Annotated in this window: 16 protein-coding genes; 3 read left to right on the top strand and 13 right to left on the bottom strand. The window is 37.7% G+C overall.

From position 1 onward, the window contains the following. Positions 1-268: 268 nt before the first annotated feature. Positions 269-1,798 carry a toxin-antitoxin system YwqK family antitoxin gene (locus tag BBI00_RS01835; RefSeq protein WP_065397167.1) on the top strand — a complete coding sequence of 510 codons (1,530 nt, stop codon included), beginning with the start codon at positions 269-271 and terminating at the stop codon, positions 1,796-1,798. A 75-nt stretch (positions 1,799-1,873) separates the two neighbouring features. Here the strand turns inward: BBI00_RS01835 and BBI00_RS01830 are convergent, their stop codons facing one another. Then, positions 1,874-4,621 carry a fibronectin type III domain-containing protein gene (locus BBI00_RS01830; protein WP_065397166.1) on the bottom strand — a complete coding sequence of 916 codons (2,748 nt, stop codon included), beginning with the start codon at positions 4,619-4,621 and terminating at the stop codon, positions 1,874-1,876. A gap of 294 nt (positions 4,622-4,915) precedes the next feature. Here BBI00_RS01830 and rplS point away from each other — a divergent pair, with 294 nt between their 5' ends. Further along, the gene (rplS, locus tag BBI00_RS01825) at positions 4,916-5,272 is read left to right on the top strand and encodes a 50S ribosomal protein L19 (protein ID WP_002980648.1); all 357 of its coding nucleotides are present in this window, start codon (positions 4,916-4,918) and stop codon (positions 5,270-5,272) included. A 144-nt stretch (positions 5,273-5,416) separates the two neighbouring features. On the opposite strand, the gene BBI00_RS01820 is transcribed toward rplS, so the two are convergent. Further along, the gene (locus BBI00_RS01820; RefSeq protein WP_065397165.1) at positions 5,417-5,884 is read right to left on the bottom strand and encodes an SRPBCC family protein; all 468 of its coding nucleotides are present in this window, start codon (positions 5,882-5,884) and stop codon (positions 5,417-5,419) included. Positions 5,885-6,049: 165 nt separating this feature from the next. Further along, on the bottom strand, positions 6,050-6,832 hold the full coding sequence (locus BBI00_RS01815; protein ID WP_065397164.1) for an AraC family transcriptional regulator: 783 nt from the start codon (positions 6,830-6,832) through the stop codon (positions 6,050-6,052). A gap of 75 nt (positions 6,833-6,907) precedes the next feature. Here BBI00_RS01815 and BBI00_RS01810 point away from each other — a divergent pair, with 75 nt between their 5' ends. Next, positions 6,908-8,056, top strand: a complete 1,149-nt coding sequence (locus BBI00_RS01810) for an MFS transporter (RefSeq protein WP_065397163.1) — start codon at positions 6,908-6,910, stop codon at positions 8,054-8,056. On the opposite strand, the gene BBI00_RS01805 is transcribed toward BBI00_RS01810, so the two are convergent. The 10 genes from BBI00_RS01805 to BBI00_RS01760 all read right to left on the bottom strand — a co-directional run bounded on the left by BBI00_RS01805 (position 8,057) and on the right by BBI00_RS01760 (position 25,049). Next, positions 8,057-8,554, bottom strand: coding sequence for a DUF3592 domain-containing protein (locus BBI00_RS01805; protein WP_065397162.1), 498 nt, complete (start codon positions 8,552-8,554; stop codon positions 8,057-8,059). It lies immediately after the preceding gene. A 95-nt stretch (positions 8,555-8,649) separates the two neighbouring features. Then, a complete protein-coding gene (locus tag BBI00_RS01800) occupies positions 8,650-9,645 on the bottom strand; it encodes an alpha/beta fold hydrolase (RefSeq protein ID WP_065397161.1) in 996 nt (331 codons plus the stop codon). A gap of 91 nt (positions 9,646-9,736) precedes the next feature. Further along, positions 9,737-10,714 carry an EamA family transporter gene (locus tag BBI00_RS01795; protein WP_065397160.1) on the bottom strand — a complete coding sequence of 326 codons (978 nt, stop codon included), beginning with the start codon at positions 10,712-10,714 and terminating at the stop codon, positions 9,737-9,739. Positions 10,715-10,841: 127 nt separating this feature from the next. Continuing rightward, positions 10,842-13,496: a T9SS-dependent M36 family metallopeptidase gene (locus BBI00_RS01790; RefSeq protein ID WP_228394698.1), complete on the bottom strand. Its 2,655-nt coding sequence runs from the start codon at positions 13,494-13,496 to the stop codon at positions 10,842-10,844. A 258-nt stretch (positions 13,497-13,754) separates the two neighbouring features. After that, positions 13,755-15,179, bottom strand: coding sequence for a T9SS type A sorting domain-containing protein (locus tag BBI00_RS01785; protein WP_065397158.1), 1,425 nt, complete (start codon positions 15,177-15,179; stop codon positions 13,755-13,757). 166 nt (positions 15,180-15,345) lie between these two features. Then, positions 15,346-16,767: a T9SS type A sorting domain-containing protein gene (locus tag BBI00_RS01780; protein WP_065397157.1), complete on the bottom strand. Its 1,422-nt coding sequence runs from the start codon at positions 16,765-16,767 to the stop codon at positions 15,346-15,348. 165 nt (positions 16,768-16,932) lie between these two features. Continuing rightward, positions 16,933-18,354: a T9SS type A sorting domain-containing protein gene (locus tag BBI00_RS01775; RefSeq protein WP_065397156.1), complete on the bottom strand. Its 1,422-nt coding sequence runs from the start codon at positions 18,352-18,354 to the stop codon at positions 16,933-16,935. 248 nt (positions 18,355-18,602) lie between these two features. Next, the gene (rpsA, locus tag BBI00_RS01770) at positions 18,603-20,393 is read right to left on the bottom strand and encodes a 30S ribosomal protein S1 (RefSeq protein ID WP_065397155.1); all 1,791 of its coding nucleotides are present in this window, start codon (positions 20,391-20,393) and stop codon (positions 18,603-18,605) included. 248 nt (positions 20,394-20,641) lie between these two features. Then, positions 20,642-23,194, bottom strand: coding sequence for a DEAD/DEAH box helicase family protein (locus tag BBI00_RS01765; protein ID WP_065397154.1), 2,553 nt, complete (start codon positions 23,192-23,194; stop codon positions 20,642-20,644). 4 nt (positions 23,195-23,198) lie between these two features. Then, positions 23,199-25,049: a DNA methyltransferase gene (locus BBI00_RS01760; protein ID WP_065397153.1), complete on the bottom strand. Its 1,851-nt coding sequence runs from the start codon at positions 25,047-25,049 to the stop codon at positions 23,199-23,201. Positions 25,050-25,295: the final 246 nt, after the last annotated feature.

Raw genomic sequence — 25,295 nt, 5'->3', positions numbered from 1 at the left:
TTAAAAATCAAAGTCTTACTTAAAAAAACGAACAGATCGGTTCACTTTTTTATATTCTTCTCATCAAATTGATTTATATTTGGGGCTTCAAATCTAAAAACACAGTATATTTTACAGCGTGATGAAACAATTTATTGAATACAGCCTTATGTAAAAAATATGATGGAATGACTTACAGCCGTTTTATCTTCGTCCTTAATCTGTATTTATATACCGTATCCGGACTCCGGTCCTCAAAATCCAAAATCATTTAACTTAATAAAAAAACATGAAAAAATTATTTGCATCGGCGCTGTTTGTATTGGTATTCGGCTTCAATGTACTGGCACAGGAAAAGACCTATTTTGATGAAAACTGGGAAAAAACCACCCAGGATAAAATGGAATATTATCGTGAAACATCTCCGAAAGGTAAACTGACTTTAATTAAAGATTATTATAAGGACGGGAACCTTCAGATGGAAGGTCTGGCTTCTGATACCACTCCCAACAGTGAAGTTTTTGACGGAAAAGTTACCTGGTATACTCCTGAAGGAAAAGTGATGAATACCATTACTTATTCTAATGGTAAGCAGGTAGGGCCTTCCCAAAATTTTGACGCCAGCGGAAGACTCCTGGAAGATATGGTCTATAAAGCAGACGGAAGCTTCTCCGGAAAAATGTTCGGCTATAAAGATCCTGAAGATGAAAACAGCTTCAACAGCCTTACGGTTTATGAAAATTCCTTGCCTGTAAAAACAACGGTTTATGATGAAGATATCAAAGGAATCAGACATGAAACGATTACGGATAAAGACGGGAACTATGAAACTAAATATTACGGCGAAAAAGGGAAATATTTAGGAAGCGGCTATTCCAAATCCGGGGAAAATATGCTGGTAGACTATTATCCTAACCCAATGAGAGTCTCTAAAATTGAAAAATATAAAAGTGACGGCAGCGTAAAGGAAGGAATTATCTACGGTAAAAACGGAAAAGTCCTGCAGGAACAGAAAAGGAATAAGAAAGACGGTTACAAAACCACTTATGACGAGTCCGGAAAAAAAATAGGCCATCTCATTTACCAGTATGATAAGGAAAATGATACTTACACTCCTATGGAGGGTGAAGACTATCAGCTAAGTTATGACTATACTCTGATATCCTCCATTGATGTATATAAAAACGGGTCTATCATAACAAGTAAATATTTTGATGAAGCAGGAAAATTAACTTCAGAAAAAATCCTGAAGGATGATATTACCCAGGAAATAAAATACTATAGCCCTGACGGCAAACTGAAATCAACATTGACGTATAAGGATGATATGCCTTATAATGGTATTTCCTACGAAGGTCTTACCGAAATGCAGTATAAGGAGGGCGTTCTGGTAAATACAAAAAACTATTTTGATGATCATAAGCTAAAGTCTGAGAAGAAATTAAATTCCAAACAAAATGCTTACGATGCTACAATTTATGACAATAAAGGTGCTGTTTTATACACTTATAACCAACCTGTACATGATGAAGAATACGACTACAGTTTCACTGCCCAGATTGTACAGTATGTAAAAGGGAAACCAGCCAACAAAGCATCTGTAAAAGAGGGTGTTCTGCAAAATGGAAAAATCAGAATAAAAGATTATTACGGGGCAAAAGAGCTTGAACGCAGCGGAAAATGGATCTTATTAAAGGTGTATAATGCAGAAGGAAAGCTTGTTCAGGATTCTAAGATTCTTGCTGATAGCGGTGAAAATTTATCCACTGATAGCAATACTGCCATTCAGGAAGATCAACTGTACAGTGATGCTGAATAGATCTGAAAGGACTTATTACATAAAAAACAGGCCATCATTTCTGATGGCCTGTTTATTTTTACGGTTATATATTGATTACTGGATAATCAGCTTCAGTGTAAACAGTTTTCTTGCGTGAACTTTTACAAAATACACCCCTTTCGGAAGATTTTCATTCACTAAAGAAAAACGTTGGTTATGAATATTCTTTGACTCATACAGTAATTCTCCGGCTGCAGACACCAATTCAATTTTCTCGATCGGATAATCACTCTTGATGAAGGTAGGCTCTCCCGGTTTTGTAGGGTTTGGATACAGAATGACATTTTTCTCTGTGCTTTTTGCCTCTTCCAGGCCTAAAGATCCTGAGCTCACCTGAAACTGTACCCTGTTTGAAACCTCCGTATAAGAATCGTTGGTAAACATCACCATATAATAATTACCAGGTGTGGTTGGTACGCCGTTTACATTTCCTGTAATCGTTTTGGTACCCTGAGTCACTCCATCAAAATAAGTGTAGGAAACGAAGTTATCATCCGGTGTCTGGACATTCTGAGGATAGATTCCTAACCAGTCTTTGATGATTCCGGGAGAATCCGTCCATGAAGCTGTAATATTTTCTCCTAATGAATATACAGGTTTGTTGGTCCACAGTTCCGTTACGATATCGCCTACTTTAAAGAATACTTTTTCTCCGATTCCGTTATAGCCGTCTTCCAGTAAGTACTGGGCATAGTAATATCCTTTTGGCAGTCCTGTAAAATTAAGAGTTCCGGAAGCTGTGGTGACATAGCTCCATTTTATAGAAGCTGTGGTTCCCGGGGTCTGTCCCATTTTATAAATTCCGATCCAGTCTTTCTGTAAACTTGGGGCATTGGTAAAGTTGATGGTTACGGTTCCGCCTACCGGATACGTATCTGCCGTAGCCTGCAGCTGTACTTTTGGACCTACGTAGAAGCTTTTTCTTGATGCAATGTCTGTATATCCGTTATTGGCAAAGAATCCTGCGAAATATTGTCCTTTATTAGGGAGACCGTTATTAAAAGTGGCTGTTCCTGCTGTCTGTCCGTTGGTGTAAACATAGGTCTGTGCAGTTGCCCCTCCTCCCGGTGTCTGGCCTTTTTTATAAATTCCTACCCAGTCCTGCTGATTTCCGGGACCTCCTGTGAAAGTAGCAACAATAGGTTCGTTCTGAGTATATTCAGTTTTATCTAATGTAAATGTAGGGTTTGAAACCACACTTCCTGTAACTTCAAACTGTTTTACCTCACTCCAGTCGCTCCACTCGAGGTTTCTGTCCCTGTAGCGGGTTTTCACATAATAAGTTCCGTTCGGGATTGAATTCGCTGCCAGCGTTGCTTTTGTAATATCCACGCCTTCATTCAGGTTTCTGGTTTTATCCGGATTTCCGTTTCCATCTTTTCCAAACCAGTTTTCAAAGTCACGGTAAAATTCTTTTTCAATCACAGAAAAATCGGCTGCTTTACTGATTAAAAACTGTGTTGTATTCAAAAGCTCGCCGTTAGAGGATGAGAAAGCACTTCCATTCAACGTTAAAGGCAATGTAACCGGCCCTGAGAATGTATTGGTAACAGACGGTTTTGCCGGCTTCGGCTGATTTTTATACCTGTGGAAAGAATCTATCAGTTCATTATGTTTCGTGGTATATTTTCCACCAATAGAGTAACATTCTATATCTACTTTTCCGGTTGGAATATCTACCTCAACAATCTGATAGGTCCAATCCGTCAATGTTTTCTGAACATCATCAAAATCCTGCTCATTAGACATTCCCCAGTACTGATCCCAAGCCGTTCCCCCTGAAATAATCTGGTAATTCGGGGTATTTTTAAGCTGTCCTCTGTGATACAGGTGATGATGCGCTCCAACGTGCATCAAATATTTACTGGAAGTTACCAAAAGCGGAACAGCATTGTTTCTCACCCAGGTTGAAATATCCCCTACATACTGTTCTGCCTGGTAAGGTCTGTGGCTTAATGAGATGATCCAGTCTACTGTAGAATCATTATTGGCCTCATTCAGAACCTGCTGCAACCAGGTCTGTTGTGCAGATCCGGTGTGCTCGGAGCTTAAACTGATGAACAGTACATTCCCTGCCTGCTGGGCATAATAATTCTCGTTTCCTGAAGCGATGCCTTTGTATTTGATCTCGTCAATATAAAAATGGGCATAGTAAGAATTCATTCCCAAAGTTCCGTAGGTCTCATGGTTTCCTACAGTTGTCTGAATGGGAAGATAAGGTGATAATTTGATATTCTTTTTGAAGTGAACATTCTCGTAATGATCCAGTGTTCCTACATCCACCTGGTCTCCCACCATAAAAGTAAGGGCAATATTATCGGACGGATCTGAACCGGCTCCGAATTTTTCTTTTAATTTTTTAAAAGCATTCAGGGTAAGGCTGTCATACCTCGGTTCTGCCTTGATCTGGTTATCTCCCATGATCAGGAATCGGATCTTTCCATTGGCTGTTACCGGCTGTCCCGGTAAAGGAAGTGTTCTGAAATTGTAAACCGCAGATTCACTGGCTCCGGTTTTAATCTTATAGTAATACTTGGTATTAGGCTGTAAGTTGGTAATTTTTGCCGTGTGATAGTAATAGTTATTATTGTATCCTGTATCCGAAAAGATATTGGTAGTTCCGGTTACCGTTACATTCAGATTCGTTGGGGAATCCCCGTAGATCACGGTTGTTTCGTTATCGGAAGCCGTCTTCCAGTTGACGATCATAGAATTCGGAGTCGGGTTTTGCAGATATGGGAACAAAACCTGCCCGAACGCCATCTGAGCCACGAAACAAAAAAAGAAGAAATAGTGTTTCATAATCGCTTAATTTTAAAATGACATATAGAGTTTTAATTTGTGAATCAAGAATTTAAAAAATCATCACTCTGATTTTTATTTCGGGCAAAAGTATGCTTCCCATATAAACCCTGTCTGATGGAATCTTAAAGAAACTGTTAATTCTTTGACAAAACCGGAATGAAAAAATTATAGTTTTTAGCACATTAAATATTTGGTGTATTCAAAAACTATTTTGTACATTTGCAACCTGTTATTCAACCTCTGACGATAACCGTGTAAGTTGCTTAGCTTTAACATTTTATTTTATTAATAATGGATTTATTAAAGTACGTACAAGACAAGTACATTGCGAAAAAAGAATTCCCTGAATTCAAAGCAGGTGATACAATTACTGTGTATTACGAAATTAAAGAAGGACAAAAGACAAGAACTCAGTTCTTCAAAGGAACAGTTATCCAATTAAGAGGTACTGGTTCTACAAAAACTTTCACCATCAGAAAAATGTCTGGTGATGTAGGTGTAGAAAGAGTATTCCCTATCAACATGCCTGCACTTCAAAAAATCGAGGTTGACAGAAGAGGTAGAGTTAGAAGAGCTAGAATCTACTACTTCAGAGATCTTAGAGGTAAAAAAGCGAGAATCAAAGACGCTGCTTACAAGAAGAAATAATTCAGACAACAATAAATGCAAAAAGAGGCTGTTTACCCCGAGTAGACAGCTTCTTTTTTTATGGGTCATCGTTATGCTGATAAGTAATGAGTGATTTTTAAATAAAAAACCTAACAGGTTTTATGATCCGTCAATTGATTAATATTACGCTTTATAAGGATTTCCCTTACCCGTTTCCAGAAACACGCTCAGGCTATTAACAAACTGAAGCCAGCCGGCGGAACAGATGGTATAGCATTCCACCGCGGGATGTAAGCCAACGTGTGTCACCTTCAGCTGCGTGAAATTCTCCTTCTGCCCTATTTCCCAAACGATCGTTGTTCCGATCCATTCTGTCTGATCGTTTAATTCAGGTAAGGCTATCAATGAATCTTTAACATACCAGACTACCCTTGAATCCGGTATTAATTCTTTTACCTGCATTGTTTTATAAATACTGTCACCAAATCTTATAGTGAATATATCATCCGTTTTTGCCGATGATCCTTCGAACATTTCAGTCCACCAAAGAGGAATCTGACGGGTAAGAGCATCAAAGGCTTTATCTGCTGTAGTTTTTATCTCTACGGAAAGAGTGTAATTTTCTATGTCCGTATTGTGTATGGTTTTCATAAAATTATTGTATTGGTAGTACAATTTTATGAAAATTATCTTTCAGGGGAGTTGGCATAGGACAAGAAATATCAAACTATCCCTTCAAAAATTCTTTGAATTTTTGACACTCTTTCATAGAAGGGAAATACCAAACTTTTTGATTGCAATATGGGTTAAGGTTATTTATTCGTTCTTCATCAGGTATTGCAATGGTGTAGATCCGGTATGCTTTTTAAAAAAGTCTATAAAAGCACTGTCTGATGAGAAATCTAAAATATGTGCCGTTTCCCCTATTGAGTTCCCGTCTACCAGAAGCTCAATGGATCGTTGAAGCCGCCATTGCTGCCGCCACTCCTGATAAGAAAGCCCGGTTTCTTTCTTAAAAATACGGCTGATTGTTTTTTCCACAGCTCCGGTCTTTTCCGATAATTTTTTCAATAAAGGCGGCATAGATATTCTCTTTGTCCACTCTTCTGCCATTTTTATAAACCGTCGGTCCTGGGGCATTTTTAATTCCAGTTTCTCTTCGGGAGCTGTATTGATCTCATCCCAGAGAACTTTGAGGATATTTTCCTGATCCTTATTAAAAGGTGTCCATTCCCAAAAGCAGATCCTTTCAATAATTTCCTTTAATAAAGGGTTTACATGCAATACTTTGAGACCGGAATTCAGGTATTTTCCCGCATTATTTTCATCAAAATAAATAGATCTGTATGCTACAATATTCCGGAAGTTTACCCGGTGTACTTCATGGGCAGGAATCCACAGCATACGGAATGGGGGCAATACAAACTGCCTGTCAGAAGTTGTTACCGTCATACATCCGGATGGTGCATACAGCAACTGGGCCTTTGTCTGATGAAAATGAAAACCGGAGTCATGCATCACCATGTCAGAGGCGATTCCGATCACTTTTTCAGGAATGGAATCGGCATCAAATTCTTCGTTCTGTTTCAATACAGCCATGTCCTATTTTTGATGTTTTTTGTTTTTATATCATTATAAATATACATTGAATAATTTGAAACTTTGCAGAAAAAAATGAAAAAGACAAATCCGCTCTGGCTGCTGACCCTGCTCGTAATGCTTCCACAGTTTGTAGAAACCATTTACAGCCCTGTTTTACCAATGGTACAGGAACAGTTTGGAGTGAAGGAAGAATCTGCCACCCTGACGATAAGCTTATACTTCATTGCATTTGCCCTTGGCGTCGCATTCTGGGGGGTGCAATGTGACAGGATCGGAAGGAAAAAAGCCCTTGAATATGGTCTGATCACTTATGGAATCGGGACTCTTGCCGCTGTTTTTGCTCCGGATTTTATCCTGCTGCTTGCTGCCCGGGTTATTTCCGCTTTTGGGATTGCGGTGGGTTCTATTGTTACCCAGACCATTTTACGTGATATGTATGATAAAGACAGTATCAGCAAAGTATTTTCATGGATTGGGATCGGTTTATCCATCAGTCCTGTCATCGGGATGATCACTGGTTCTGCACTGGCCACCACTGCCGGTTACAAGGGTGTTTTTATCACTTTATATCTTCTGGCGATTTTATTTTATCTCCTTTCCAGAAAAAAAGTCTCTGAAACCCATCTTCCGGGAAAAGAAACCAACATCCGCACCCTCTGGAATTTATTAAAACGAATGCTGTGTGATCATGAAATCATCAGGTGCTGCTTACTGATCATGAGCTTCAATGTACTGCTGTTTTCATATTATTCACTGGCTCCGTTTTTATTTAAAGAGCAGCAGTATTCTTCCTATGCTTTTGGATACAGTAGTATTATTCTGGCTGCAGGCACTTTTGCAGGGGCAAAGCTTAACAGATACCTGCTCTTGAATAATGTACAATCTAAAACCTTAGTCAGGGTAAGCACGTGGGCAGCGTTTATTGCTTCAGTTTTTGTGTGGGTTTTATCAGGCCGGGAAATTTATTTTCTAATCCCTTATTTCTTCATTGTGATGGCATTCAGTATTGCCATTCCTAACATCTTAAGCACAGCCTTGATCAGGTATAAGAATGAAACAGGGAGCGCAGGAGCACTGCTGGGGCTTATCTATTATGTATTGATCGGAGCCGGGCTCATCAGCATTGGCTTCATCCGGAACCTCGGGATCTCATGCATTATTTTTTCAGCAACAGGGGTACTTTCCCTGCTGATGTTCAGGCCAAAAGAAAAGACCGTTTAGCTACCAACGTTTTTTTCTTTTATATAGTGACTTTATATAATAATTAAGAACAAACAATACTATTCCCAATGGAATCATAGATAGGCACAGTATCACAAACGGCCAGAACCACAGGTGCCAAAAACCACCACGAATGGCTTTTGAATGATTTTCTTTATCAAAATACACGGTTACATCATTAGACCATTCCCTCATGTTGCTGCTATAGTCTGCATGGAGTGTATACGAATGATTGGAAGAATCGTAATAAGTGATCACCGGAGAATACATTTTGGTACTTCCATTCCCGTCACTATCCTTCGACCAGCTTTCTTCATATCCCGTGATCCTTGCTTCCGTTTTGACTCCATCAGATACTAAAATGATATGACTGTAAAATTTATTTACACTATAATAAATTCCGCCAACTCCCATTCCAAGGAACAAAAGTATAAATACAACATAGAAAAAGACTATCCAGAAACCATCATTATTCCCCTGTTTATTTTTGATTTTCATCCTTCTTTTTATTTATTTTTTCTTTTACCTGTAAAACCGGTATCCCCTTAAATACAGAAAATAACTTTTCGCTCCGAAATTACTGTATTAATCAGTTATTTAATAAAATTATACAGAGCATCAAAAAATTGAGGATAAACTTCTATATGAGGTAAATGTCCTACATTGTCCAGTTCTACCAGCTTTGAGCCTGCAATTTCACGCTGTGTCTTCTTTCCTAGCTCCTGGTACTGTCCCATTTTCGGCTGAAGCTCTTTAGGAGCCCTGTCTTTTCCAATGGCTGTTCTGTCTCTTGTCCCAATGATAAGCAACGTGGGAGTTTTTATATTTTTAAGCTCATAACATACGGGCTGATTATAGATCATATCAGACGTCAGTGCTGCATCCCATGCCACCTGAGGATAGTCTTTATGAAGCGTCCATCCTGCAATAAGATCCAGCCATGGCTGATATTCTTCTTTCCATTTATTGTCATAATAAAATTTCAGCTGGTAGTTTTTATAGGTTTCCGCTGTATTTTTAAGTTCGGACTGATAAGCCTGATCAATAGTCTGGTAAGCAGCAAACGTTTTGTAATCTTCCAGCCCGATCGGATTTTCAAGAATCAGCTTCTGAACTCTTTCCGGATAGAGCAATGTGAATCTCGTTGCTACCATCCCTCCCATTGAGTGACCTAAAACAATTGCTTTCTCAATTTTCAATTCATCCAGCACTGCTTTGGTATTGTCAGCAAGCTGGGAAAAAGAAAACTGGTAACTATGCGGCTTTGATGATTTACCAAATCCGATCTGATCAGGAATGACCACTCTGAAACCTCTGGCAGATAAATCCCCGGCTGTTTTTTCCCAGTACGCTCCGTTAAAATTCTTGCCATGCAGCAGCATTATTGTTTTTCCATTCGGTTTTGCCGGCTTTACATCCATATAAGCCATTTTGAGATCATTGTCCTGAGATTTCAGACTGAGAAAATGAACTTCATATGGGTATTGATAATCAGACAGCATGGCATCCAGGGGCTTAAGCTGTGAAAACACCAGTCCCGGCACTGCTGCGAGCATAATGACAGACATCAGATTTCTGAAATAGTTCATGAAGTTTTGTTTTAGATTTTTAAAATTAAAAAAACCGCTCCAAAAGGAACGGTTTTCAACTGTTATTTTTATTTAATTTTTTTTAAGATGATTACGCCATTGAAACTTCTTTCTCTTTTTTGGAAGGAAGGTTCATTAAAACAATCGCAAACAGGATTAAAACAATTCCTATCCACTGTATCAGGAATACCTGCTCACCCAATAGCACAAAAGCCATGGTCACAGAAACCGGAAGTTCCAGTGATGAAACGATACTTCCCAGCCCCAAACCGGCATTCGGGAAACCGATATTGAACAAAACCGGTGGAATAATGGTTCCGAACAATGCCAGAACAGCTCCGTAAGTCCAGAATATTGAATAGTTGAATGGGTGGATGTGTTCTGTATTTTCAGTAAAATTCATATAGAAAGCCTTTAATCCGTCAAAATACATTGGCCCTATCTGTGCAAAAAACAGGAATGCAAAAACAACAACGGATCCTCCTGTCAGCATAATGATACTCTTTCTGAAAACCGGAAGATGGGTTGCCAGCGTATTGGACGTAAACATGGTCAGCGTATAGGAAGCTGCCGCCATCAGTCCCCAGAAAACCCCATGCCAGTCGAGTTCAATCTCCATATTGATCAGATTGGTTGCCAGAACAGTTCCCACCAATACGATAATAACGGAAACTACTTTTCTTGCGTTAGGCAGTTTTTTTGTGAGAATACTTTCCACTACTACACTGAACCATACAGACTGCATGAGCAATACAATTGCAATGGAAACGTTGATGTACTGAACGGCAATATAATAGAATAAACTTGTTCCTCCCAGCGATGTTCCCGCAAGCATCAGCATTCTGACTTCTTTAGAGCTCGGTAATGATAATTTCTGTTTTGAGGTTAAGGTCTGAATAAAATTCAGGATTAAAAGCCCGGCCAGTCCCAATACGAATTGAGAGGTAGTTACTTCAGAAGTTGTAAAGCCATCATGATAGGCCATTTTCACAAAAGTGGCTAACATCCCGTATATACTCGCTCCAATTCCTACAAATAAAACACCTTTTAGTATATTTTTCTTCTTCATAATTTTTTTAACAGCCTGCAAAGTTACAATATATAAATTAAAACCACCGGAAGCGTTGCCATGATAGATAAATAAAATCGCCGCAAGCTTTGCTTGCGGCGATTCTGAAACTGATTATATGAATCCGTTATTTTCTGACGATTACTTTTGAAGAAGATTCAAAGCCTAAACCTTTTACTTTTACAATGTAAGTTCCGTTGATCATTTTCTCTGTAGAAATTGCTTTTTTAGCATCCGGTGATATTTTATCTTCCGAAGAAACCATTTTGCCGGACATATCATAAATTTCCACACTTACTTTTCCAAGGGTATTCGTTGGGAAGCTGATATAGAATTCATTGCTGGCAGGATTCGGATAGATTGAAATTTTATTTTCTTTCACCGATTTTACTTCATTGGTTGCCAATAAGCATTCTTCAGGCACTGCGAAGTTTTCAACCTGGTCGGTAATAACATTTTTAGCTCCTGCTAAAGCATTGACTCCCAGTCCTCTTTTAGCAAAAACACTCCATATCATACATTTATCCTCTCCTTGGGTTGTAGCCATTTCTGCGCTAAGGATGGCATCTCTTCCTTCAATAAAGCTAGGATTACACTGCTGTAATTTCAAAGCATCTGTCACCAGCTGCAATACTCTTGTACTTCCGTTCGTAGTATTTGACAATACATCTGAAGAATAGCCGTATTTTTCAACATATTTCCAGTGAAGATCCCAAAGCATCGTAGCCCATACAAATCCGATAGAGTGTACATCGGTGCTCAAACCACCGCTTGAATTGGTATACTGCATGGTGTTGGTATCTCCATAAGTAAAATCATTCACTGCAAAATTAGGTGAATATCTTGCCGGTCTGATTCCCGGACCTTCGTTGGTCTGTCCTCCCACGTAGGTTCCTACGCCTCTTGGCACTGAAGCATTATCGCCATCTTTATTGGTTAACATCAACGCAAAGAAGTCAGACCATCCTTCTCCCATCTGTTCTTTACTGGTATTAACGTTCAGACAGGCTGACCCTGTACCTGTCAATCTGTTTGAAATTCCGTGTCCGTATTCGTGAATAACAATTCCGTTATCAAAACTTCCATCAGGAACTACATTATAGGCAGGATCTTTTTTCAGGGTAACATTTACTGTTGCATTAGCTGCAAGCTGGCTTTTTATATATTCTCCCTCAGAGTTCTGAACAAGTACTGAAGGAATTGTAATAGAACCATCTACCCCGCCCATTACAGGAGGAATGCTAACAGCGCCTACATTACTGTATACAATAACTCCTATGGCTCCTGCATTCTGTGCATTTTTTACTTTTACAGCAAATCCGCAGTTGGCCCCTCCACCTCTTTCAATAAGTCCGATCTTTCCGGTAAGAGATCCTGCAGGTAATGCCTGGCAAGCCTGAAGATCCGTTGACAGCTTTACTTCTCCGGTTACTCCGGTTGCGTTCAATGCAGGACCAAACTGGGCGCTTCCTACAATCGGTGCACGGCCTGTTGCTGTACCAGGGGTATTATAGAACAATAATCTGCTGTTGGTTGCAGACCAAAGATACATCTGCATTTTAGGATTATACCCATCTTCCGGAGAAGAGAAGTTAGCGTTATTGGTACCTCCTCCATCCTGTGCTTCGGCAAATACAACATCATCATCTCCTCCTACAGGACCGTTTCCAAAATTGTTCTGCTGGAAGTTTCTTGCCGTTTCTGTAAATCCGAACTTATAGAAAATATCATGAACTTTATTATTCAGATAGAATAAATTAGTGATGGATGCATTTCTGTTGGCAGCTGCGGTAGCATATATCCCGAAAGGAAAGTCAAAATTTCTTGATGCCCCACCATCTGCCGGTGTTCCCGGTATATAAGTAGGATATGACATTGAATTTCCTGCTACGTCCTCATATGCAAACACATTGTTTCCTCTGGTTGTATTATAGTGATTCGTTCCGTCTGAATGCCACCCTTCAGGAGAAGCAGCAAGAATCCAGGGATTGGAAACAATAGATCTCGATCCGAAAGTTGCTGATTCAACAGGCAGAGGAAATACATTATAAGTAGCATTATCCGGTGCCAAAAAAGAGGTTTTATTTTCAGCGATCAGATTCTGAGGTCCGATAAATTTATTTTCAAAATGATCGGCATGGTTATGATCAATATCTGAAGCATAGGCATCCGGATGGAAGCTGCATGACAGTGTCAGGTTGTTTTTTTCTAAAATACTTCCGTTGGTAGCATCTACCACAATGTTCCAGTAATTGGGAGATTGGGGTTCCATCAGCGTATACTCATAGGCAAGACGCAGATTTCCCTTTCCGTCATTCGCATATACCAGTCTCTGATTGGCGGAGGTAGCTCTGTTGGCATTTTTTTCACGGTATCCAAGAATCGTAAAGCCGGCAATATCGGAATTGTTCAGCTCTTCGGCAATTTTCTTCAGGGCAGCATTTTTGCTGATCACTGCAGTACCTGGTGTAGAACTGGTGTAATCTTTCACAAAATTGTCTGTATAATAAACAATTTTGCTGTCCTTAATCAATGCTGTCCCTACAGAACTGTAAACCGGCAAGCCGTTGTATGTCTGTAAAAATTTCACAACATCACCGTTCATTGATTTTGAAGGATCCACATTGTCTATGATAATATTATTAAGATCTGATTTTTTATATTCTCTTATTTTATTTTGAGAAATATAGTCTTTAATCAGCCTTTCATTATCCTGTCCAAACAATATAGCCGGAAATGCAGAAAATACCGCAAACAAAAGAGGTAGAGTTTTATTTTTCATATCCATTATTAAAGGCGCTAATCTACAAATATTTCACATATAAATAACGCATTCATTTGTATAAATTGTAAAAATAATAAAATACGAATACATAAAAATAACTTAAAAACATTAACCATTTCTCAGCATAGAGAATTCATTATTGATTTTATGCCTTCCATACCACATTTACAGCATTTTTAATAATTTCATTACTATTATACGGTGAAAAAACGTTCATAAAAAAAACTGCCCTTGCGAACAGTTTTTTATTTAAAATTATTTTTTAATGATCTTTTCTGAGAAGGTTTCGTTTTTATCGGTGATCACATTGACGATGTAGATTCCTTCTTTTCGGGAACTTAGATTCACTTCAACCTGTTTTTCATTGCGTAATTGTTTATGGTAAACCAGGTTTCCTGTAAGATCTCTTACTTCTACTTTTCCGGATGCCATTTCTTTGGTAAGAACTATTGAAAACAGTCCATTAGTAGGATTTGGTGTCAGTTTGAAAATTTTCTCCTCCGGCTGCGTCTTTGCCGCTCTTAAATGCACGCAATCCATATCGATGTCATGGTCGAAATATGGATAATTATTCCAACTATAAACAGCTTTATGCTCATTACCATCTAAATAATTCATTGTCATTCTGAATTTATGCAATCCCGTTGATCCTGCATTTACTATTGCATCAAAATCTGAAGGCTGGAATTGATAACTAAAAAAATCACCGCTTCCGAATGTTGGGTTAAATCCAACAGGATATACATTACCTGTTTCCAAACTTACCAGATCTAACTTAAAATCCACCAACGTTGTATATGGAGGAAGATAATAATGCGCCCCAATATTGGAAGGCTGATATATACAATCATGAGGCTCATATTGGAAATTCAGATACCTCGCATTACTGTCATAATCACATATCTCTTTGGCCATTTCTTTCCAGAAGTTCATTTCGCCAGGGACAATTTCAAATCCATTCGGTCTATTATAATATAATCGGGGAGTCGTCATACTTTCAGGATCTCCCGAAATAGGCTCCACTGGTCCTAAATAGTTTCCGCCAGGAGTAGCAATAACCGCCGCTGCATTTTTTGCTGAAGAACTTGCATTAGCATGAATTACCGTAAACCTGGCATACCTTTCATTTTTGAATTTCAACACATTCAAAAATGCCTGTGGAGAACTAAAGGTTGTATTGTTAAAATTAACAAGATACGAACCATCAATACCTCCTAAATTTCTTTCTGCATCAGTAAATACTATAACCCTCAAGGGCTGTGTATTATTTAATATTGTTTGATTACTGATAATACCGGTATTCGAATTTCCATCTAAGGCATCACTTACAATTCCCAATGATTCATGCAAATGATCTCCAAAATCCAGTCGTCTTTCAAAATTCTGAGCGGTAAAGTGATCACTTGTAAAATCAGACTCAATATAAATCACAGGTGTATTCATACTATTGGTTTCACCATACTTCCCAGTTCCATATTGAACAACTGCTATCCTATGATCAGGTCTGCAAGCCCAAAGCTGCTCCATTAGCTTTACTGCACCTAGTTTCATCTTGGCATATTCTTTATCAGTAACAGAACTTCCATTATCCAACATGATAATATAATCAAGTCCCTGCGCCTTAAAAGAATACCATGACATAAGAAATGCCATGAAGAAAAATAAGAATGTTTTTTTCATAGTTAAAAGTTTTAAATTTAGTTCCGTTAAAGTAATATTTTTTCCATAACAAGTGAAATAAATTTAAAATTTTAACATTTACGTGTAAAATAATTTAATATATACTATAAATCCACTATTTATAAAAATAAAAAACTGCCCGGATGGACAGTTTTTTTATTTAAAATTATTTTTTAATAATCTTTTCTGAGAAGGTTTCGTTTTTATCGGTGATCACATTGACGATGTAGATTCCTTCTTTTCGGGAACTTAGATTCACGTCCACCTGTTTTTCATTGCGTAATTGTTTATGGTAAACCAGGTTTCCTGTAAGATCTCTTACTTCCACTTTTCCGGATGCCATTTCTTTGGTAAGAACTATTGAAAACAATCCACTGGTAGGATTTGGAGTCAGCTTGAAAATCTTCTCTTTTTCTGAAGCAACAGCTTCAACTGATCTTGGACAATCCATATTAATATCATACTCAAAATACGGATAGTTGTTCCAGCTATAGACAGAACCGATCTGACCGTTATTGTCATAGTTCAAAGTCAATCTGAACTTATGCCAGCCTGTAGCACCTGCATACTTTAGAACAACGAGATCAGAAGCCTGAAGATTATAAGAAAAACCACCTGAACCTATAGATACAGGATTAGCAGGTATAGAATACACCTGGCCTGTAGACAGACTTACCACATCCACTTTTAAATCTATCAAAGTTGTACCGGACGGAAGGTTATATTCTCCGTTAAACGACGCAAAATCAGCCCCACAGGCTCCCGGCTCATACAGAAAGTTGAATGTTGGCTGGCCTTTAATAGGTTGACAGATCTTCTCTGCCATATCTTTCCAATAATTAATTTCCGAACTATACAAACCGAATCCATTAGTTCTGTTATAATACATTCTAGGACCATTATTATCATTTCCGGAAACCCATTCAGCTGTACCGGTATAAGGTCCTGCAATATTTCTACTTGCAACTGCCGCTGCAGCCTGTATATCTACGGGTTTAGTATTCAGATGAACTATTGTGAATTTCGCCTCTCTTTCGTTTTTAAACTTCAGCATATTGAAAAATTCTGAAGAAGCATTCGGGTCACTGTTTGTAATAAATGATGAGTTGATAATATTAATCCCTCCTGTACTCCTTTCAGCATCAGTGAGAACGATAACATTGAGTGGCTGTGCCACATCCAGTGTTTTCTGGGCGCTTACAATATCTGCATTGGGAGTTCCGTTTAAAGCATCATCTACCAAACCTAAAGATTCATCGAAGAAATCCCCGAAATTCAGCCGTCTTTCAAAATTCTGTGCTGTAAAATGATCCTTGGTAAAATCAGACTCAATATAAATCAATGGTTTATAGATGCCTGTATTATTGCCCTGTATTCCTGCTCCGTATTGTACTACTGCTACTCTGTTCTCCGGGTTACAGGCTAGAAGCTGTTCTATTAATTTAATGCCACCCAGTCTCATCTGCATGTATGCGAGTTCATCTGTTGAAGAACCATTGTCCAACATAATAATATAATCAGACTGTGCCTTGAGTTGACTCCACGACATAAGAAATGCCATGAAGAAAAATAAGAATGTTTTTTTCATAGTTAAAAGTTTTAAATTTAGTTTCGTTAAAGTAATATTTTTTCCATAACAAGTGAAATAAATTTAAAAATTTAACATTTAAATGTAAAATAATTTAACACATACTATAAATCCAATATTTATAAAAATAAAAAACTGCCCGGATGGACAGTTTTTTTATTTTATTTATTTTTTAGTGATTTTTTCTGAATAGGTTTCGTTCTTATCTGTTGTTATATTGACTATGTATATTCCCTGTCGCTGGTTTTTCAAATCTGCATCAAATATTTTCCCCCTGACCACCTTTGTAAGTACTGTATTACCATTTAAATCCAATACCTCCAGTTTTCCGGATTCAATTTCTCTGGTCAATGTACCCCTGAATGCACCATCCGTAGGATTAGGGCTTACGGTAAGAGATTTGGCCGCCGCTCCAGAAGCAGATCTTGAACAAACTGCTGCCAGATCCAGATCATAATTGAACATGGTATAATGATTCCAGCTCATAATTTCTACGGTTCCGCCGGAAGTACTGTATTGTAATGTCATTATAAATTTATACTTCCCCGTTGATCCGGCAGGGATATTGATGTCTGAAGGAGAAAAGTGATAATATATTTCATTTCCAATCACATTACCTGTAGTGGAAATACCATAATCTATCCCGGTACTGATATCTCTGAGGGCAAGTTTATTATTCAGAACAACAGCTCCCTGAGGTAAAGAAAACCCGCCTGTAATATTAAAATCACCAGGCATGCCACAGTTGAAAGGTTCATACCTGAATGCAAGCGATCCCACCCATGATGAAGGGGTACATACATTACTCACGATCTCATCCACCTTAGGCATTTCTAAAACGGAATCAAAAACAAAAGTAGAAGGTCTCGGATAATACAGCCTGGGTAATATACCATAATCAGGATCATCAACATTACTTTCAACCGCTCCGGTATAGGAACCTCCTGCACTCGCAATAGAAGCTCCAGCCATAGAAGACTGGCTGTTGGGACTCATATGGATCATGGCAAATTTGGCACCTCTGTCTACTTTAAATCTGGTTACATTTTTAAAGGCTGCAGGATCATTCAGTGCCGTATCATAATAATTGACAAGATAAGAGCCTGTGGATAGATCCCCACTATTTCTGGAACCGTCGGTAATGACAATAACAACAAGATTAAAGCCTGCCGCTCTATGCAAAGAGGTCTGCGGACTTACAATTTCCGGATTATATGTTCCATCCAGAGCATTTCCTATCAGTCCTAAAGCTTCATGAAAATGCTGGCCATAATTTAACCTTCTTGTCACATATGGTTCCGGAAATGAATTGGTTGTAAAATCGCTCTCAATATATATTCTTGGAATAAGCCCCAGGCTGGGACCATTATTCAGAGCGGCTCCGTAATGAACCACTGCATATCTGTTTTTAGGATGACAGGCCACCAGGCGTTCAATTAATTTAACAGCAGTGAGCCGCATTTCTTTGAACCTCGTGTCACTCACGGTAGATCCGTTATCCAGGCAGATAATATAATCAGTCTGCGCCTGTAAAGAATTCCAGGATGCACACAATGCAAAAAGGAGAAGTAAAAGTGTTTTTTTCATAATGAATATTTTAAATTAGATCTAATCAAAAATAACAGTAAAAACAATCATAATTTAAAAACACAAGATCATTAACCTTTCATTAACCCAAAAAGAGATGAAAAACTCAAAATACAGACCACTATTTTAACAAATCATCAATAACCACCCAACATCTTTAAAAATAAATGATCAGCAGGAAGCTCCTGAAAAATTAAAATAAAAAAGCCACTCAAATGAGTGGCTCCTATTTATGAATGGTTCAAAGATTATTTACCTTCTTCCATTTTTCTTTTCAACTCTGCTAATGCATCGATGTCTCCAAGAGTAGATCTTTCTTCGTTGTTAGAAGAAGAAGATACGTTTCTAGAAGAAGCTTCTTTTACGTTTTTCTTCTCTTCGTCTCTGAAGATCCCTGTGTGAGAAACTACAACTCTCTTGAATTCTTTGTTGAATTCAATTACTTTGAAATCAGCTTCTTCACCTTTTTTGATTTTAGATCCATCTTCTTTCTCTAATAATCTTGAAGGGCAGAATGCTTCAACCTCAGCATCTTCGAATTGTACAGAAGCTCCTTTATCGTGAACTTCTACTGCTTTACCAGCGTGGATAGTTCCTTCAGCATATTTAGTTTCGAATTTATCCCATGGGTTTTCAGTCAATTGCTTGTGACCTAGAGATAATCTTCTAGCCTGGATATCTAATTCAAGAACTACAACATCTAATTTATCACCTACTGCACAGAACTCAGACGGGTGCTTGATTTTCTTAGTCCAAGAAAGATCAGAGATGTAGATTAATCCGTCGATACCTTCTTCTAACTCTACGAATACACCAAAGTTAGTGAAGTTTCTTACAGTTCCTACATGCTGAGATCCTACCGGATACTTAGCTTCGATGTTTTCCCATGGATCTTTAGATAACTGCTTGATACCAAGAGAAATTTTTCTTTCTTCTCTGTCTAAAGTTAATACTTCAGCTTCAACTTCATCACCTACTTTTACGAAATCTCCAGCAGATCTTAAGTGAGTAGACCAAGACATTTCAGAAACGTGGATTAATCCTTCAACACCTGGAGCGATTTCTACGAATGCACCATAGTCAGCAAGAACTACTACTTTTCCTTTTACTTTGTCACCTACTTTCAGGTCAGCAGAAAGAGCATCCCAAGGATGAGCTTCTAATTGCTTCATACCTAACTGGATTCTTGTTTTCTCATCATCGAAATCAAGGATTACAACTTTTACAGTCTGTCCGTCCTCAAGGATTTCAGATGGGTGGTTCACTCTAGACCAAGAAAGGTCTGTAATGTGGATCAATCCATCTACACCACCTAAGTCAATGAATACACCGTAAGAAGTGATGTTCTTAACAGTTCCTTCAAGAACCTGACCTTTTTCAAGCTGAGCGATGATTTCTTTTTTCTGACCTTCGATATCTGCTTCGATCAATGCTTTGTGAGAAACTACTACGTTTTTGAACTCAGGGTTGATTTTCACAACTTTGAACTCCATAGTTTTTCCTACGAACTGATCGTAATCTTTAATTGGCTTAACGTCAATTTGAGAACCAGGTAAGAATGCTTCGATTCCGTGAACGTCAACGATCATACCACCTTTAGTTCTAGACTTAACAAAACCGTTAACGATTTCACCAGTTTCGTGAAGTTCGTTTACTTTATCCCAAGCTTTAAGCGTTCTAGCTTTTCTGTGAGATAACTGTAACTGACCAGTTTTGTCTTCTCTCTTGTCAACCATTACTTCTACCTCATCACCTACACTTAGGCCCTGGTTGTAACGGAATTCGTTAAGAGAAATAACACCTTCAGATTTGAAGTTGATGTCTACGATAGCTTCTTTATCAGTTAATCTTACAACTTTACCAATTAGAACGTCGTTATCGTCTAAGTTGTTTAATGATCCGTTGTAGATCTCTTCTAAATCACTTTTCTCTTTTCTAGCATCAGCATCAAGACCAGATTCGAATGAATCCCAGTCAAATTGTTCAGGTGCTACGTTTTGGTTTAATAATAATTCTGCTGAATTTGTCTCTTTTGACATAATTCTAAATAAATTTGTATTCCTTCTCTTCCAACGGTCTTAACAAATGTGATTGAAAAATACGGAAGTTATTAATATTTAATATTTTACTTTCTCAGACCTTTACCACAAAAAGTGGGTGCAAAGATACGTTTTTTATTTGAGATAAGCAATAGTTTTTCCGTTTCATATTTACCTGATAAACAACTGGAGATCAACGAGATTGATTCAAAGATTTAAAATTTAAAGAGAAAAAGAAAGTTGGAGGATCAGCTGGTAAGCGTTTTTTCCAAGGCTCTTTCAAAGTCTCTTTCATTTTCATGATTATAAAACGGTACAGCGGTGATTAAATACTCATCTGTATGAATGGTAACGGTTTTCTTTTTGTCTCCCATTTCCCTCAAGAAGTCATCTTTCCATCTGTCATAATCCATTAGATGCGTTCCTTTAGGTTCTATAAAAACCTGATAGGTCAGCCGCTTATCTTTCTTCTGACTGCAAAACAGGATAAAATCCGGTTCAAAAGCACGCCCTGATTTATCAAAAATCTTAATTTCTCTTTCATTACGGATCAGATGAATGTCCTGAAATTTTTGCTTAAGTCCTTTAAAACGTCTGGAAAACAGTTCTACAAATCTTTTTTCTTCAATCGTTCCGTAATTAGCGTTATAAGCATACCAGGGTTCACCGGAAACCACATCCTCCTGCCCTCTTGCTCTTTCGCTGTTTTTGGTAACCCTGATTTCTTTATCTCTGAAAACTTCCCGGACAGGTTGTGCCTGGAACGGTGAACCTTCATAATCCGGAGCATTATGTTTAATATCGGCTTCTATATTCTGCAATAACCCGTTCAGTGCCTGCAGGTAATCAAAATGTGAAATTTCCTGAAGGCGGTTTGAGGTTCCGTAGAATATGATTTCCATTCCGCCCAGATATTTTTCATCCTCTATAAAGTCCCGGATGGAGGTGATATGCGGAAAATAACGGGAGAGGTTATCAAAATAATAAAACGGATTCCGGCTTAAGGCATACCTCACTACATGTTTCTGAATATCCCGGATTTTTACTTCTTTTGGTTTCATTCCTTCATCAAGTGGCACCGGTTTCTCCAATTCAAAAAATACACTGGATGTTTTTCCGCTTCCCGAAGAGAGCCGGTAACTGAACCTGGGTTTCATAATTCCCAGGTCTTTAAAGGATTTTATTTTCCCAAAGTTCTTGGGTATCTTTTTATTGGAAAACACCACCCCGTTTTTATATAATTCTGTGATTTTAAAGATAGGTTTGAGCTTTAACTGTCTGGTTTCAAGACCGGCCTCGTCTTCATATATTCCGGAGTCAACCAATGCTTTTTTAAGTTCTGAGATGTAACGGCTGTCCTCTTTGGTATGGTAATACAATTCTTCTAAAATTTTCAGATCATTTGAAATATCATCATCGTATTTCCGGACAAATTTATCTTCTCCCTCTTCCACAGCAAACGGGTAATATCTTGCTCCACGACCTATTAACTGAGCTTCGGAAAGTGTGGTTTTTCCCGGTTTCCCCTCTTTCCCGTCACGGTCTTCGTATAATCTGACGATATCAAATAAATTAAGGACATCCCAGCCTTCATTAAGTTTCTGAACGGCAAATACAGCACGGATCGGATTATTTTCTTCCTCCAGCGTATTGAGTAAAATCTGGTTTTTCTCTGCTTCTGAGTCGTTATTAGCACTCAGACAGTTTTCTTCTCTGAAGTTAGCCTGTATCCGTTTTACCATATCACTCCCTGAAATATTTCTGGCTGCAAAAAAATCAAATGCCTTTTGAACAATGGTAACTGTAGATGTTTTCCTGATTTTCTCTATCATCGACTCGGAAAGAAGCTCCACCAGCTTATGAAAATTTTCTTTGTTCTGTTCAGATTCCTTGATGGTTTTCTTAGCTTTGAACAGAATGACAGGTTTCAGGTTAATATGATGAATTGTCGCCAATTCCTGTCTGTATAAATTCAGAATCAGAGCCTGAATGACTCTTTCCTGCTCATCATACATGGAACGGACAAGATTGATTTCCTTGGAAAATTTATCGGTTCTGAACTGAGCCAGATCATATTTATAAAGGACTTTATCCTGATATTTCTCTGCAATTTCCCGGCTTTCATAATCTAAAGTGGCCGTAAACTCCAGAAGGATATTCTCAAAATTCTGATGCAGGATCTCCAGAACGGTTTCTTCCCAGCTTCCGAACAGGTTTCCACTTTTAGTACCACTGTTCAGATGATGAGCCTCATCAGCAATCAGTACTATTTTTTTATCCTGAAAATCTTCATAGGTAACACTGTTTTCTTTGGTATTATTCAAGTCAATATGAAGCTGCTGAATGGTGGTAAATTTAATATTGATGTTTTCATGATCGGATTCATCAAAATTATCAATCTGTTTCAAAAAAACTTCTTTACCACTGATGACAATTTTCTCCTGAAATAAATATTTGGACGTCTGAGGATTGAGAAAGTTATCTTTCGTTTTCTGAATGATATTGTTGCTGTTGACAAAGAACAAAAAGTTCCTGTATCCTTTTTCATAAAGATGAAGCATCAGACCACCCATTACCATGGTCTTCCCGCTTCCTGTTGCCATATTATAAAGAAGATGCAGGGGTTTCCTGGGTTTCCCGTCAAAATCTTCCCGTTCAGTATACAAATAACGCCGGAATGCTTCTTCCTGGTACGGACGGATTCCGAATTTCAGATTATCTGTAATTCCATTGGGTAAGGTAACTTCCGCCAAAGCCTTTCGGGCAAAGGGATTATTGAATATTTCATGTAAAAATGCCATGTGCTTAGTTTTTAAGTTGATAAAATTCCCGGGTTACTTTTTGTTCTTCCAAAGTGCACTCAAAGTTCTTATCGTTAAGGGAAGAAAGGTTGACATAAAGCTGGTTTTTATCGAGCAGTTCGCAAAGGTGCTGCTTTTGTTTCTGCAAGCTTAATGTTCTGAAATCTTCAATATGCTGTTCCTGCTTCTGAATATCTACATTATAGTTCAGAAAAGATTTAGCTTTCATTTCCTCCCAAATCTGAAGGAGTGTTTTTTCATCTTTAGCCTCTTCTATTTTTTCTATGAAAGTTTGGTTGTATTTTTTGAGTTCAAGGTAGATGAATGAGCCGCCGCCTTGCCAGTTGACGGATTTTGAGATGCCGCCCTGTTCTCCATCAATTACTTTTTTCAAACGTTCTACAGCAACGGTTTCTATATAATCCATCTGCTCTATCCCTATATATTGACGCTTCATTTTGTGAGCGGTGGATGCTGTGGTACCGCTGCCGAGATGGTAGTCTAGGATGATGTCGTTTTCAGTTGTAACACTTTCAATAATCCTTTCTAATAATCTTTCAGGTTTTTGAGTATTAAAATCAACCTGTTCTTTTGCCATTGGATTAACAATTGGAATATCTGTCCAAATATTTTGGATAACTTGCCCTTTATAGTTTTTTAGAAAAATTTTACGATATATTCTCGCATCAGCATCTTTAGGTATAATTAGTTCATTATTCTCATAAAATTCTTGCATCCTTTCTTTTGAATATAACCAACCATTTTTAGGAGGATTTACCCCTTCAAATACATATTTTAAATTAGGTCTATTTAAAGAATTAACTAATGGAGACTTCATATATTTATGGCCATCACCATCATCATAAACAAATCTTTCTTTGATGTAATTTTGTGTATTTTCATCATCCAAAGAGTAAATTGGGTAAAAATCGTAAACTTGCGAATTAGAATAAAACAATATGGTATCGTTTGTAATTCCAAACTTTGAATTGCCAAATGATGTTGCTTGCTTTCTTCTCCAGATAATTTCATTAATAAAGTTATCCTCACCAAAAATTTCATCCATAAGCAACTTACAATAATGTATGGCATTATAATCTAAATGAATAAAAATAACACCATTTTTATGTAACATTTCTTTTGCTATATAAAGTCGATTTTTCATAAATGTCAGCCAAGAGGAACGATTAAAGCTATCGTTATACCTAAAACTATCATTTCCTGTATTATAAGGCGGATCTATATAAATCAGCTTCACTTTACCTGCAAATTCTTTTTTCAGAGAATGCAATGCCAGGAGATTGTTTCCTTTAATGATTAAATTATCGGTAATAGTTCCGTTTTCATCTCTATTGAATTGGTCAAAATGATGGTCACCTTCTTTATCAAACCGTTTGGCATTCGTTAATACTTTTGGGTCAAGAAGTTCGGTAATTTCGTCCTGCGCAAGGGTTTCATTAAAGAAAATTTCTTCTCTTTTATCTTCCTCACGGCTTTGTCCGCCTTCCAGGATACAGTCTTTAAATGGCCAGACCAACGAAACTTCATTTCTCTGTTTCAGATGTTTACCATCAATCGTTAATCCCACTTTATTTTTAAATTGGGTATAGCTGTCATTCAGATAGTTTTTCTGTTCAAGAAACTGAATAAAGAGATTTTGTTTAAATACCCGGATATCTTTTACTTTTACAAAAAATTTTTCTTTCAGATCAGCATCTTCCAAAAGCAATGCGATCAGTTCTTCATCAAAGTTCTGAGCTTTGTTAAGCACTACCCATTTTTTTATTTCTCCGTTATCGGATACATAGTTAGGTTCTTTCTTAATTTGATTTTCCAGGATTTGATAGAGTTTCATAGTATTAAGTTTATTGATTCAAATGTATCCTGAAAACAAACCAAAACATTATGGGAAACCGTAAGTGAAACTGTCAATAGTGAATTTTGCTTCGCAAATGAATTGTCAATTATTATAGTATAAAAACCACAATTTCTGTGCGGCTCATTTATTCTTGAGACTCTCTTATATCTTAAAAAAGCTTACTTCGCTCAGTCTTACAATATATGCTTCAATTGAACAGTATCAGAGTTATCATGCTGGACA

The sequence above is a fragment of the Chryseobacterium arthrosphaerae genome, from assembly GCF_001684965.1.
Lineage (GTDB): Bacteria > Bacteroidota > Bacteroidia > Flavobacteriales > Weeksellaceae > Chryseobacterium > Chryseobacterium arthrosphaerae.
Note: the sequence above shows the minus strand (reverse complement) of the source record. Positions and strands in the feature narration are given on the sequence as shown.

Bases quoted from the DNA above. Each gene is read 5' to 3' on its own strand.
- BBI00_RS01820 (WP_065397165.1), bottom strand. From the start codon at position 5,884: ATGAAAACCATACACAATACGGACATAGAAAATTACACTCTTTCCGTA.
- BBI00_RS01780 (WP_065397157.1), bottom strand. From the start codon at position 16,767: ATGAAAAAAACATTCTTATTTTTCTTCATGGCATTTCTTATGTCGTGG.
- BBI00_RS01785 (WP_065397158.1), bottom strand. From the start codon at position 15,179: ATGAAAAAAACATTCTTATTTTTCTTCATGGCATTTCTTATGTCATGG.
- BBI00_RS01830 (WP_065397166.1), bottom strand. From the start codon at position 4,621: ATGAAACACTATTTCTTCTTTTTTTGTTTCGTGGCTCAGATGGCGTTC.
- BBI00_RS01815 (WP_065397164.1), bottom strand. From the start codon at position 6,832: ATGGCTGTATTGAAACAGAACGAAGAATTTGATGCCGATTCCATTCCT.
- BBI00_RS01800 (WP_065397161.1), bottom strand. From the start codon at position 9,645: ATGAACTATTTCAGAAATCTGATGTCTGTCATTATGCTCGCAGCAGTG.
- BBI00_RS01760 (WP_065397153.1), bottom strand. From the start codon at position 25,049: ATGAAACTCTATCAAATCCTGGAAAATCAAATTAAGAAAGAACCTAAC.
- rpsA (WP_065397155.1), bottom strand. From the start codon at position 20,393: ATGTCAAAAGAGACAAATTCAGCAGAATTATTATTAAACCAAAACGTA.
- BBI00_RS01805 (WP_065397162.1), bottom strand. From the start codon at position 8,554: ATGAAAATCAAAAATAAACAGGGGAATAATGATGGTTTCTGGATAGTC.
- BBI00_RS01810 (WP_065397163.1), top strand. From the start codon at position 6,908: ATGAAAAAGACAAATCCGCTCTGGCTGCTGACCCTGCTCGTAATGCTT.
- BBI00_RS01790 (WP_228394698.1), bottom strand. From the start codon at position 13,496: ATGAAAAATAAAACTCTACCTCTTTTGTTTGCGGTATTTTCTGCATTT.
- rplS (WP_002980648.1), top strand. From the start codon at position 4,916: ATGGATTTATTAAAGTACGTACAAGACAAGTACATTGCGAAAAAAGAA.
- BBI00_RS01795 (WP_065397160.1), bottom strand. From the start codon at position 10,714: ATGAAGAAGAAAAATATACTAAAAGGTGTTTTATTTGTAGGAATTGGA.
- BBI00_RS01775 (WP_065397156.1), bottom strand. From the start codon at position 18,354: ATGAAAAAAACACTTTTACTTCTCCTTTTTGCATTGTGTGCATCCTGG.
- BBI00_RS01765 (WP_065397154.1), bottom strand. From the start codon at position 23,194: ATGGCATTTTTACATGAAATATTCAATAATCCCTTTGCCCGAAAGGCT.
- BBI00_RS01835 (WP_065397167.1), top strand. From the start codon at position 269: ATGAAAAAATTATTTGCATCGGCGCTGTTTGTATTGGTATTCGGCTTC.